Annotated in this window: 12 protein-coding genes; 7 read left to right on the plus strand and 5 right to left on the minus strand. The window is 70.8% G+C overall.

The genetic code is table 11. From position 1 onward, the window contains the following. Window positions 1-17: 17 nt before the first annotated feature. The 3 genes from E6R60_RS01885 to E6R60_RS01895 form a co-directional block, all read right to left on the minus strand. Window positions 18-1085: a glycoside hydrolase family 11 protein gene (locus E6R60_RS01885; protein WP_136324569.1), complete on the minus strand. Its 1068-nt coding sequence runs from the start codon at window positions 1083-1085 to the stop codon at window positions 18-20. Window positions 1086-1654: 569 nt separating this feature from the next. After that, window positions 1655-2716, minus strand: coding sequence for an SPFH domain-containing protein (locus E6R60_RS01890; protein WP_136324570.1), 1062 nt, complete (start codon window positions 2714-2716; stop codon window positions 1655-1657). Between the two features lie 3 nt (window positions 2717-2719). Continuing rightward, complete coding sequence (locus tag E6R60_RS01895; protein WP_136324571.1) at window positions 2720-3154, minus strand: NfeD family protein; 435 nt, start codon at window positions 3152-3154, stop codon at window positions 2720-2722. A 299-nt stretch (window positions 3155-3453) separates the two neighbouring features. Between E6R60_RS01895 and E6R60_RS01900 the strand changes: the two genes are divergently transcribed. Continuing rightward, complete coding sequence (locus E6R60_RS01900) at window positions 3454-4452, plus strand: dihydroxyacetone kinase subunit DhaK (protein ID WP_136324572.1); 999 nt, start codon at window positions 3454-3456, stop codon at window positions 4450-4452. Between the two features lie 55 nt (window positions 4453-4507). Continuing rightward, window positions 4508-5176 (plus strand): dihydroxyacetone kinase subunit DhaL, encoded by a 669-nt coding sequence (gene dhaL, locus E6R60_RS01905; RefSeq protein WP_136324573.1) that lies wholly within the window; start codon window positions 4508-4510, stop codon window positions 5174-5176. Window positions 5177-5207: 31 nt separating this feature from the next. On the opposite strand, the gene E6R60_RS01910 is transcribed toward dhaL, so the two are convergent. Continuing rightward, window positions 5208-5888, minus strand: a complete 681-nt coding sequence (locus E6R60_RS01910; RefSeq protein ID WP_136324894.1) for an HAD family phosphatase — start codon at window positions 5886-5888, stop codon at window positions 5208-5210. Window positions 5889-6463: 575 nt separating this feature from the next. Here E6R60_RS01910 and E6R60_RS01915 point away from each other — a divergent pair. From E6R60_RS01915 to E6R60_RS01925, 3 genes are all read left to right on the plus strand, one after another. After that, window positions 6464-7099 (plus strand): ScbR family autoregulator-binding transcription factor, encoded by a 636-nt coding sequence (locus tag E6R60_RS01915; protein WP_136324574.1) that lies wholly within the window; start codon window positions 6464-6466, stop codon window positions 7097-7099. Between the two features lie 424 nt (window positions 7100-7523). Beyond that, a complete protein-coding gene (ggt, locus tag E6R60_RS01920) occupies window positions 7524-9332 on the plus strand; it encodes a gamma-glutamyltransferase (protein WP_136324575.1) in 1809 nt (602 codons plus the stop codon). A gap of 157 nt (window positions 9333-9489) precedes the next feature. Next, the gene (locus E6R60_RS01925; RefSeq protein ID WP_136324576.1) at window positions 9490-10293 is read left to right on the plus strand and encodes a glycoside hydrolase family 75 protein; all 804 of its coding nucleotides are present in this window, start codon (window positions 9490-9492) and stop codon (window positions 10291-10293) included. 55 nt (window positions 10294-10348) lie between these two features. Here the strand turns inward: E6R60_RS01925 and map are convergent, their stop codons facing one another. Continuing rightward, window positions 10349-11116, minus strand: a complete 768-nt coding sequence (gene map, locus E6R60_RS01930) for a type I methionyl aminopeptidase (protein ID WP_136324577.1) — start codon at window positions 11114-11116, stop codon at window positions 10349-10351. A gap of 41 nt (window positions 11117-11157) precedes the next feature. Between map and E6R60_RS01935 the strand changes: the two genes are divergently transcribed. Next, window positions 11158-11427 (plus strand): helix-turn-helix transcriptional regulator, encoded by a 270-nt coding sequence (locus E6R60_RS01935; RefSeq protein WP_136324578.1) that lies wholly within the window; start codon window positions 11158-11160, stop codon window positions 11425-11427. Window positions 11428-11464: 37 nt separating this feature from the next. Then, the gene (locus E6R60_RS01940) at window positions 11465-11845 is read left to right on the plus strand and encodes a PPOX class F420-dependent oxidoreductase (RefSeq protein ID WP_136324579.1); all 381 of its coding nucleotides are present in this window, start codon (window positions 11465-11467) and stop codon (window positions 11843-11845) included. Window positions 11846-11885: the final 40 nt, after the last annotated feature.

The following is an 11885-nucleotide window of genomic DNA, read 5'->3' on the forward strand; positions in this document are numbered from 1 at the left end:
CCGGGCGTCCGCCGCGGTCAGCCCACGCCGCAGCTGCCGACCGACGGGGCCGGGCTGCTGGGCCCGTTGACGGTGAAGCCGAACGACGTCGACTGCCCCGCGCCCAGCGTGCGGTTGTAACCGGCCGGGGTCACGGTCAGAACGTTCCCGCTCCGGCTCGAGGTGCCGTTCCAGAGCGAGGTGACCGTCTGGCCGCTGGCCAGGTTCACCGGCACCTTCCAGCCTGTGAGGCCGCCGCTGCCCGCCGTGATGGTCACCTCACCGTTGAAGCCGCCGTTCCACGAGCTGGTGGTGCGGTACGTGGCGGTGCAGGCGCCCGTCCCCGGAGGAGGAGTGGTTTCCCCGCCCGGAGGGGGAGTGGTGGGCGTGGTGGTCCCGCCGCCCAGGCTGACGCTGGAGCTTCCGGTGCTCTGGTAGCCCTCCGTGGCCATGATCATGTAGTAGTTGAACGCGCCCATCGGCATCCCGGCCGCCTGCCAGGCGTCGAAGTGCTTGCCCGTGTTGATGGTGCCGCTGCTGCGCTTGCTCTGCCGGATGCTCCAGTACTGCTGGAAGGTCTTGGTGCCCTCCACCGAGGGCTGGTTGGTGCGGGTGGACTCGTAGATGTCGTACGTTCCGCCGTCGTCGGTGACCGTGCCGCGCCTCGTACCGGCGGAACCGGGGTTGTACGGGCCGAAGTTCTCCACGATGTAGTACTCGACCAGCGGGTTGGCGGTCCATCCGTACAGCGCCAGGTAGCCGTTGCTGCCCGGGTTGAACGAGCCGGAGTAGGTGACGGCCCGCCGGCTGCCGTTGCTCCAGCCGAGGCCGCCGACCCAGTTGTTGGTGCCGCTCCACTGGCTGCTGTACGAGCCGGCCGTGTCCGACAGCGACATGCTGACGGTGCCCGGGGTGTCGGTCCAGAAGGAGTAGTAGTACCCGTTGTGCGTACCGGTCGCGTTGCTGGTGAGGACCGTTGCGGCGCGGGCCGTGCCGGGCAGCAGCAGTCCTGCTGTCCCTGCCGCCACCAGCGCCCCGGCACTGCCGAGCACCAGTTTCCTGCGGCTGATCTGACGTGGGTCGGAGTGGTGGGAGGTGTCGCTCATGCGGTGTTTCCTCCTCGCGACTAGCGCGGTCTGTGACCAGAAGACACGCCGAACACACGTCGGCGTTCATCGATGGGGTGACACAGCCCTGCCGTGCGCGTCCACGCACGGCCCGGGAGCGACACAACAGTCGGGCCTGCCAAGGGAGTTGTCAACGGTTTACGTAACGTTTCCGAAACTCGGAGGACACCTGAAATGACTGCTGCGCTGGTCAACGCGGGTTCAGGTGGGACAGCGGGAGCGAGGGGCCGCGATGATGCCCATCCGGCGACGCTGCGCCTTGTCGAGTTTCGAAAACTTTCGAAGCGTCGTTCGGTGGGATGCGAGGGAGCGGTAAGCGCGGCGGACGGCGTCGTCCCTCACCAGGAGGGCGTATGGGGCGAGCCCGCCTGGATGCCGGACGCCCGCTGACACGGCCCGGCCGTGCCAGGGGCGGTACGGCGTCTCCAGGGGGCAAGGGCGACGAACTCCTCCAGCTCTCCCGGGGCGTTCACCGGACGGGTTCGGCTGCGGTCACTGCGTGGTCCACCGACGCCGGAGAACGACCGGGCGTGGCGGTCTCGTTGAGATCACCGGCCCTCGGATTCGTGACTGCCGTCGGTGGGCGAGCCGAACGTGAGGCCTGTGGGGGCGGTGTCGGCCTCGGCCGCGTCGGCGAGAGCCTGCGCGGCGGCCTCGGCCGCCTGCGCGGCGTCGTCGGCTGCGTCCGCTGCCCTGTGGTCCGGGGACTTCCCGCGGGTGGCCGGTGACGGGGGCAGCTTCTCGTCGAAGGCCCGGGAGACGCCTTCGAGTGCCGAGGTGACCTCGCTGGGGATGACCCAGAACGTGCTGCCCGCCCCCTGGGCGAGCTGGGGCAGCATCTGCATGTACTGATAGGCCAGCAGCTTGGGGTCGGGATCGTTGCGGTGCACGGCCTGGAAGACCTCGTCGACGGCCCGGGCCTGGCCCTCCGCCTTGAGGATTTCGGCGGTGCGGTTCCCCTCCGCACGCAGGACGGCGGACTGCTTGTCGCCTTCGGCCGTGAGGATCTGCGACTGGCGTTGCCCTTCCGCCCCGAGAATGGCGGCTCGCTTGTCCCGCTCGGCCCGCATCTGCTTCTCCATCGCGTCCTTGATGGACTGCGGGGGGTCGATGGCCTTGATTTCGACCCGGTTGACCCTCAGCCCCCACTTTCCGGTGGCTTCGTCCAGAACACCCCGGAGCTGGTTGTTGATGGTGTCGCGAGAGGTGAGCGTCTTTTCCAGGTCCATGGAGCCCACCACGTTGCGCAGCGTGGTCACTGTGAGTTGTTCGACGCCGTGGAGGAAGTCGTCGATCTCGTAAGCGGCGGCTCGTGGATCGGTGACCTGGAAGTACAGAACGGTGTCGATCTCGACGACCAGGTTGTCCTCGGTGATGACCGGCTGCGGTTTGAACGAAACGACCCGTTCGCGCAGGTCGATCAGTGGATAGACCCGGTCCACGTACGGGATGACGAGGTTGAGGCCGGGCTTGAGGGTGCGGCGGTAGCGGCCCAGCCGCTCGACGTTGCGAGCGCGGGCCTGCGGCACGATGCGAACAGCCCGCACCACCGTGAAGACGGCTATCAGAGCGACGATCACGCCGGCTATGAGCAACGCCGAGACTTCCATGGCTCACTCCCGGGGGTAGACATACGCGGTGGCGCCACTGATCTTCATGACGTCGACGGCTGTACCGGGTGGAATGGTCTGCGTCTCGTCGTAGGAGCGGGCGGTCCACTCCTCGCCGCCGATGCGCACCCTGCCGTCCAGTGCTGTCACCTCCGAGACGGTGCGAGCGATCTGGCCCACCAGCGCCTCGACGCCGAACCGTTCGGCAGCGGGAGGGGCCAGCACATGCCGCACCACGAAAGGGCGCACGAACAGCAGGCTGGCGGTCGCGGTGGCGGTGAACACCACGAACTGCAGGGGGACCGGCAAGCCGAGGGCCGCGGCCCCTGCGGTCACCAGTGCCGCCAGCCCGAGGATTCCCAGCGCGGCGGTCAGAGTGAAGATCTCCACGACCCCCAGAACGCCCGCGGTGACCAGCCAGTACAGCCAAGGATCCACGGAACCTCCTCTCGCTGCGCACGGTTGCTCGGACGTGGTCCATGCTCCGTTTCGTTCGAAAGCCGCAGGTTCATATGCGGTATCCCTTTTGGTGCATATTCCCCCCTTCGTTATAGGGAAACCGATATATCGTTCCGATGCGCCGGGGAGAGCCTGGTGCGTCGTGCGTGAAGTCCTCGCCCCGAGGCGGGACGCAGATACGCTCCGCGAGTTGCCGCACGCGCTCGGTCACCCCCACCATGGAGGTCTCGTCCGGATGCCGGTCCGTCTGGCCGGCCGCGGACAGAAGGGTTCGGCATATGGTCAGGTACTTCGAGAACGAAACCGGTGAACTCGTCCCCGATGCGCTGTCCGGCTTCGCCCGCGCGCACGCGGACCTCGTGGCATACGACCCCAGCGACGGCTTCTTCACCGCCCGCCACTCCTCACCGGCCCGCCGGGTGGGGCTCTTGTCGGGTGGCGGCTCCGGGCACGAACCCCTGCACGTCGGCTACGTCGGCGCGGGCATGCTCGACGGGGCGTGCCCCGGGAGGGTCTTCGCCTCTCCGCACAACCGGCAGATCTTCCGGGCGTCCCGCGCCGTGGCGGGGCCGGAGGGTGTGCTGCACATCGTCAAGAACTACACCGGCGACCGGATCAACTTCGGTATCGCGGCCGAACGGCTTGCCGACGCGGGCATCGCCTGCGCGCGGGTCCTCGTCGACGACGACCTGGCGTCCGACTCCGAGGAGATCTCCGCGGGGCGCCGTGGCACGGGTGCCGCGATGCTGGTCGAGAAGGTCCTGGGCGGCGCCGCGGACACCGGAATGGGGCTCGAAGGGCTGACGGAACTGGGCGCCGCCCTCGCGGGCCGGTGCCGGACGCTCGCCGCCGCCTCCGCCGCCCACCACTCACCGGCCACCGGCGAACCTGCGTTCGGGCTCCCGCCCGGGGATCTGGAGTACGGCGTCGGGATCCACGGTGAGCGCGCCGACCGCACCAGGAGACAGGGCAGCGTGGGTCCTCTGGTGGAGGACATGGCCGACGCCCTGCTGGACGCTCTGCGCCCGGGGCCCGACGAGCCGGTCGTGGCCCTGGTCAACGGTCTGGGATCGGTCACCTCGCTCGAGCTGTACGGCATATTCGGCGAACTGGGCCGAGTCCTCGACGCCCGGCATGTGCGGCTTGCCCGGCACCTCGTCGGCGACTACGTGACCGCGCTCGACATGCGGGGCTTCTCCCTGACCCTCATGGTCGCCGACCGCGACACGCTGGGCTTCTACGATGCGCCGGTCCGCACCCCGGCGCTGCGCTGGTAGGCGGTCCGCAGGCCGCCGCTCGGGCGGCCCGGGACAGGAGCAGGAGGACACCCCCATGACCACTGCCGCTTTCGACGCGACACGGACTCGTGAATGGATGCGTCGCTTCGCCGACTCGGTGTACGCCACCGAGGCCGAGCTGACCGAGCTCGATCAGCGGGCGGGGGACGGCGACTTCGGGACCAACCTCGCGACCGGGGTCCGGACCGCCGGGCTGCGGCTCGACCGTACGGACGAGTCGGCCGGCCCCGCGGAGATCCTCGGCGCCATGGGCACCGCCTTCCTCGATGAGATCGGCGGGACCAGTGGCCCCCTGTTCGGTCTGCTCTTCCAGGCACTGAGCAGGGCGGCCGCGGACTCCGGTCCGCATCTGACGACGGCCGCACTCGCCGAGGGCGCCGCTCAGGGCCTTGCCGCCATCCGCCGGGTGGGCGATGCGTCTCCCGGCGACAAGACGCTGATCGACGCCCTGCATCCGGCCGCGGCCGCACTCCGTGCGGCAGGGAACGCGCCGCCTGCGACCGCCCTGGCCGCGGCGGCGGACGGCGCCTGGCGGGGAGTACGGGACACCGCGTCCCTGTCGGCGCGCATGGGCCGGGCCAGCTATCTCGGCGAACGGGCGACGGGCATACCCGATCCCGGAGCGGTGGGCATCGCCCTGCTCTTCGCCTCCGCGGCCGGCGTCGTACCGGCCCTGGGGCCTGATCTGCGCCCCACCGGCTGACCGCCCCCGCTCCGGGGGGCACCGGGACGCTCTACTCCCCGATGCGGCTGCGGGCCCAGCCCATCAGCTCCCGGTCGGCGAGGCTCTCGATCCACAGGTCGGCCTGCTCCGCCTCGGGACCCGGCGGACAGGGCCCGAGGCCGATGACGCGCAGACCCGCCCGGCGGGCTGATTCCATGCCCGTGAGCGAGTCCTCCACGGCCAGAGCCTCCTCGGGCGGTACGCCGCACAGACGGACGGCCTCGGAGTAGAGATCGGGCTCCGGCTTCGGCCGTACTCCCTCGCCGGCGACCACGACGTGGCTGAAGGAGGAGAGGAGTCCGGCCCGTCCGAGGCACGCTTCCACCGTCTCCCGAGGACAGTTGCTCGCCACCGCGAGGGGGAGGTGCCGAGCGGCCAGCCGGACCAGCGCGGCAGCCCCCGGCATGGTGACGGGGTCCTCGTCGACCAGTGCGGTGAAGGTGGTGAGGAGTGTGGCCGCCAGGTCCTCCGCGAGGTCCGGCTTTCCGGTCTCCTCGGCCATGAGCGCGCCGCACTCGGTGTAGTGCACGCCCTTGGCGCGGTCGGCGAATCCCGCAGGCGGCTTGAGACCGAAGACCCCGAAGGTGACGTTCCTGGCCTCCTGCCAATGCCGTTCCGTGTCCATCAGGGTCCCGTCGCAGTCGAAGACGATGGCTGACGGGGACCAGGCAAGGATGTGACGAGCTGACATGTAACTGCCCTTCTCGAACTCGAAGACCGCGCCGACCGTTTCGGGTGCACGGCGCACGGTGCGCGGGTGAAAGAGACCTGCCGGGGCGTGGAAGAGGAATGTGCGGCAGTGAGAGAACCGCACGCCCCGGCACGGCCCGCGGCGATCGCGCGCACTTCGCTGAGCGCGTCACGGCGGACGTGTATCGGCGTTTTCGGTGTGAGCCAAAAACATCGTAGCCGTTACGTTATTTTGCTCTCCGCGCGTTCCGCAATCACCAATTCGAGTGCAAGGAAATGCCCCCGGCCCCCGCCTGTCAGGGCATTGGGACAGGCCGGAGGCCGCTGTCGCCGCGCCCGCGTTCCGGTCAACGTGCCTGGTGAAGGTGCTTCCAGCGGCCCGTCATGTCGCGCGGAGCGCAGCCGCGACACTCGCGCGGAACGTTTCCCCTGGCCGGGTGGCAGATTGCGTGAACACGCGTCCATCCGCGACCGAAGAATAATAAGATCTTCGCGCGATGCGACTGCGCCCCCTTATGGAGGGCGACATTCTCTTGCCGCGCGGTGCTAGAACATGAGAGCGAAGGTGGAACGTGCATGCAGGACAGGGCCCGAGAAACCCGCAAGGCATTGCTGGAATCAGCCGCACATCTATTTTTCGAACGGGGATATGCGGGCACGAGTGTCAATGACATAAGTGATCACTCTGGAAAAACCAGCGGCGCGATCTACTTTCACTACTCGAGCAAGGAGAAGCTGGCCCTGGCGGTGGCCCGGGAACAGTTCGCCACCTGGCCGCAACTCGCCGCCCCCTACGCTGCGCCCGGAATTCCGCCGCTGGAGAAGCTGGTCGCGCTCAGCCTGAGCGTCGCGCGCTCTCTCAGCGAGGACACCGTGGCGCGCGCCGGCGCCCGGCTGTGGGCGGAGCGCCGCGGCATCGAGGCGGCCGTGCCCACACCGTTCGGCGCCTGGGCCCAGGTGGCCACCCGGCTTCTCGCCGAGGCCCGCACCCGGGGTGAACTCGCGGCCGACGTGAAGCCGTCGGCCGCGGCTGTGACGCTCGTGTGCGCGTTCTTCGGGCTCTGCACGCTGACCGACGACCTGCCGGGCGGGCGGACCCGGGGGGAGCAGCTCGACCAGTGGTGGCTGCTGACACTCAAGTCCCTGCAGGCGAAACCGGACCCGGCCGGTCTGCTCGCCCGCGCCCGGGTGCGGATCCCCGCACGGCCGTAGGGCAGCACGCAGAGCAAGGCCGGACCGGGCTCCTGACCGAAGGGGAGTGGGGCTCGTGTGCCGTTCCAGGGGCGCGCTCTCCTCCACGTTTTCCTCCGGCCGCTCCCGGCGCGGTGGTGAGGGGAACGGCGAGTCCGCGCGCCAGGGCGATGACGGGCGGGGCCGCACCGCGCATGCGCTCACCGGACTCCTCGCCGTGTTCATGCGGGAGCACCCGGTCGGCCGAGAGCCCGGCCGGTGCGTGACGCGAGCCGGCCGGAGGCGGCGGTGATGCCGGCGGCCATCACGTCGCGCACGATGCCGCGGACGCCGTCAGTCATGGGCGGGCACGTCGGCGGGCATTCGGCCTCAAGTTCGAGGCGCTCCTGACGAGGCGGCCGGAGCGGCGTTACCCTGCGCGGACGATCCTTCACTGGAGGTGCCCATGAGGCGTTCCGTCGCGCGGAATGTGTCGTTGTCAGCTGTTCTCGCCGCCGTGGTGACGCTCGGAGCAGCCGCCCCGTCCTCCTCCGCGCCACCGGTCCCGCCGCCGCGGAAGTCGCCTGTGGCGGCCGGTTACGGGGGCGCGGTCTCCAGCGTCGACGCCGATGCCACGGCCGCGGGCATCGAGGTGCTCCGCAAGGGCGGCAACGCGGTGGACGCTGCCGTCGCCACCGCGGCGGCCCTCGGAGTGACCGAACCGTACTCGGCCGGGCTGGGCGGGGGCGGCTACTTCGTGCACTACGACGCCCGCACCCGCACCGTGGAGACGATCGACGGCCGGGAGACCGCGCCGCGCAGCGCCGACTCCTCGCTCTTCCTGGAGAACGGCAAGCCCCTCCCCTTCGAGGCCGCCGTCACCAGCGGCCTCGGCGTCGGCACCCCGGGCACGCCCGCCACCTGGGACGCGGCGCTCGACGCCTGGGGGAGCAAGTCGCTCCGGCAGGTCCTGAAGCCGGCGGAGCGCCTGGCCCGCGACGGCTTCGTCGTCGACGGAACGTTTCGCTCGCAGACGGAGGGCAACCAGGCCCGGTTCGCCGACTTCCCCGCCACCCGGAGGCTCTTCCTGCCGGGCGGCGCGCTCCCGGTGGTCGGCTCGGTCTTCAAGAACCCCGACCTGGCGCGTACCTACGAGGAGGTCGGCCGCAAGGGGGTCGACGCGCTCTACCGGGGCGAGCTGGCGGACGACATCGTGCGGACCGTGCGGAATCCGCCCGTCGACCCCGCGTCGGCCCGGGTGGTGCGTCCGGGCGATCTCACGGTGAAGGACCTGCGCTCCTACCGGGCCCTGCGGCAGGCGCCCACGAAGACCGGCTACCGCGGGCTCGACGTCTACGGCATGGCGCCCTCCTCGTCGGGTGGCACGACGGTGGGCGAAGCTCTCAACATCCTGGAGTCCACCGACCTTTCGCGGGCGAGCCAGACGCAGTACCTGCACCGCTACATCGAGGCGAGCCGCATCGCCTTCGCCGACCGGGGGCGCTGGGTCGGCGACCCCGCCTTCGAGGACGTGCCGACGAAGGAGCTCCTCAGCCAGCGGTTCGCCGACTCACGCGCGTGCCTGATCAAGGACGACGCGGTGCTCACCAGCCCGCTCGCCCCGGGCGACCCGCGTCACCCCGGTGACTGCGCGGGCACCGGGACGGCCGCCCCGACGACGTACGAGGGCGAGAACACCACGCACCTCACGACCGCCGACAAGTGGGGCAACGTCGTGGCGTACACCCTGACGATCGAGCAGACCGGGGGCAGCGGCATCACGGTGCCGGGGCGCGGCTTCCTGCTCAACAACGAGCTGACGGACTTCTCGTTCGCACCGGCCAACCCGGCCGTCCACGACCCGAACCTGCCGGGTCCGGGGAAGCGGCCGCGGTCGTCGATCTCCCCGACCATCGTGCTGAAGGACGGGAAGCCGGTGCTGGCCCTCGGTTCTCCGGGTGGCTCCACGATCATCACGACCGTGCTCCAGTCCTTGATCGGCACGGTCGACCGCGGGCTTCCCCTGGTGGACGCCATCGCGGCGCCCCGGGCCAGCCAGCGCAACGCGGCGACGACCGAGATCGAACCGGGGCTGTGGAACAGTCCGGTGCGGGCACGGCTGGAGGCTCTGGGGCACGTCTTCAAGCTCAACCCGGAGATCGGGGCGGCGACCGGCGTGCAGCGACTTCCCGACGGGCGGTGGCTCGCGGCCGCGGAGAGGGAGCGGCGGGGCGGCGGTTCGGCCATGGTGGTGAGGCCGGCCGGACAGCAGTGATGCCGCGTCAGTAGCCCTATGGGCGGGACCGGTCGGGCATCGGTGGATACGCGCCGGGCCGGCCCCGTGGCCTCGACGGCGGCATGTGGGGGGCGTCGTGGCCGATGCCGGTGCAAGGGAAGACTCCTCACACAGAAGGGCACCCCCCACGGTGCGTATGCGAACGTTCGCCCTCGTCACGGTCTCCGGAGCCGCCCTGCTAGGGGCCGGGTCCCTGACGCCCTCCGCCCGGAACGGCTCCGCCTTTCCGCCGGACGCCTCGACTCCCGTCATGCAGGCGCGTCCCGCCCCCGTCCACCTCTCTCCCGCCGCCCACGCCCGCCCGGTGCCCGGCCCCGCCCCGACCGTCGGCCGCGCGTTCGCCGATGCCGGCGAAGGCGCCGTCGGTGCGGCCGAGTTGCTGGACAAGGTCTCGGGCTGCGAGCGGATCTCGAACGGCTTCTACCGTACGGACGCGGGGTCCCCTGCCGCCGTTCCGGTGTGCGGCATGAACGGAGCCGTGTTCTGGAAGGCCGACATGGACGTCGACTGCGACGGCCGGGTGACGAAGGAATGCAACGCGGACACCGACCCCGGGTTCCAGGGCGACACCGCGTTCCACACCTCCGACGACCGGCCGTTGGACGCGCGGAACCTCGCGTACGTGGTCGTGCCGAGCCGCAGCACCCTGTGGGACTTCGGCAGCGCGGGGATCAAGGGCGGCGGTGTCGTCGCCGTCGTCCACGCGGGCCGGGTGGAGTACGCCGTCGTCGGTGACACCGGGCCTGCCGGGATCATCGGTGAGGCCTCGTACGCCACCGCCGAGGCGCTCGGCGTCGACCCGGACCCGAAGGCCGGCGGGGCGGGACCCGGCGTCACGTACATCCTGTTCAAGGACTCCGTCGTCTCGCCGATCGAGAGCCACGGTGCGGCGGTGACCGCGGGAGAAGCCCTCGCCCGGGAGTTCCTGCGCACCAACTGACCGGGCCCGTACGGCCCTTCGGGCTGATCGGCCGGCGAGGGCGGCCGGAGGGCGGTCAGAGAGCGGTCAGGATTCTGGGGCCGTCGTTCGTGATGGCCACCGTGTGCTCGGCGTGCGCGGCCCTGCTCCCGTCGTTCGTCCGCAGGGTCCAGCCGTCCAGGTCCGGGTGGTAGTCGTCCCCGCCGCCCCCGATCAGCATCGGCTCGATGGCCAGCACCATGCCGTGCCGCAGCGGCATCCCGCGGCCCGGCCGCCCCTCGTTGGGCACGCCGGGGTCCTCGTGCATGGCCCGGCCGATGCCGTGGCCGCCGAAGCCCTCCGGGATGCCGTAGCCCGCTGTGCGGCAGACCGTGCCGATCGCGTGAGCGATGTCGCCGATCCGGTTGCCGACGACGGCGGCGGCGATGCCCGCGGCCAGCGCCTCGAACGCGGTGTCGATCAGCCGGGTGTCCGCCGGGCGGGCGTGGCCCACGGTGAAGCTGATCGCCGAGTCCCCGGCCCAGCCGCCGAGCGTCGCGCCCGCGTCGATGCTGACCAGATCGCCGTCCCTCAGCGGCACGTCGTTCGGGATGCCGTGGACGATCGCGTCGTTGACGGACGCGCAGATCACCCCGGGGAAGGGGGTGGGCGCGAAGTGCGGCCGGTAGTTCAGGAAGGGCGATCCGGCGCCGGCCTCGCGCAGGACCTCGCGGGCGACCTCGTCGAGCTCGCGCGGCGTGACGCCGACCGCCGCCGCTTCGCGGGTGGCTGCCAGCAGTCGTGCGACGACCCGCCCGGTCTCGCGCATGGCTTCGATGGATGTGTCTGTCTTGAGCTGCACCATGCCAATTACTATACCGGTCGGAGCGGTATTAGAATGACGGCATGGTACGAACGCCCCTCACCCCCGAAGAGCGCCTGCGAGGCGAACGGCTCGGCCGACTGCTCCGCGAGGTGCGCGGCCGCCGCAGCATGTCCGACGTCGCCGCCTGTGCCGGAATCTCGGCCGAGACGCTGCGCAAGATCGAGACCGGTCGCGCTCCGACCCCCGCCTTCTTCACCGTGGCGGCGCTCGCCGGGGCGCTCGGCCTCTCCATGGATGACGTGCTCCTGCGGTGCGCCCGGGAGCCGGACATCGTCCCGCTCGCCGGGTAGCGGGGTGAACGGCGTTCTCCCTGAGTAGGGTTGGACCATGAGCCTTCAGGACTTCGCCCGCAGTGAATACATCAGCCTCACTACCTACCGGAAGGACGGCACCCCCGTCGCCACGCCGGTGTGGGCCGCGGCCGAGGGGGACGAACTGTTCGTCTGGACCAAGAGCGATTCGTGGAAGGTCAAGCGGCTGCGCAACGACAGCCGGGTCCTCGTCACCGTCTGCGATGTGCGCGGGCGGATCGCGGAGGGCGCCCCCAGCGCCGAGGGGACCGGCCGGCTGCTCGACGAGAAGGGCACCAACGGTGCGCGGCGGGCCATCGCCCGCAAGTACACCTGGAAGTACTGGCTGCTCGACTACCCGGCGATGATCGTCCGGCTCGGCAAGCGGCCCCAGACCGGGATCGCCATCACCTTCTGATCCACGCGCCAGGCGCCGAGGGGCGCGCGCCGGCTGGTGC

The organism is Streptomyces sp. A0642 (assembly GCF_004795105.1).
Lineage (GTDB): Bacteria > Actinomycetota > Actinomycetes > Streptomycetales > Streptomycetaceae > Streptomyces.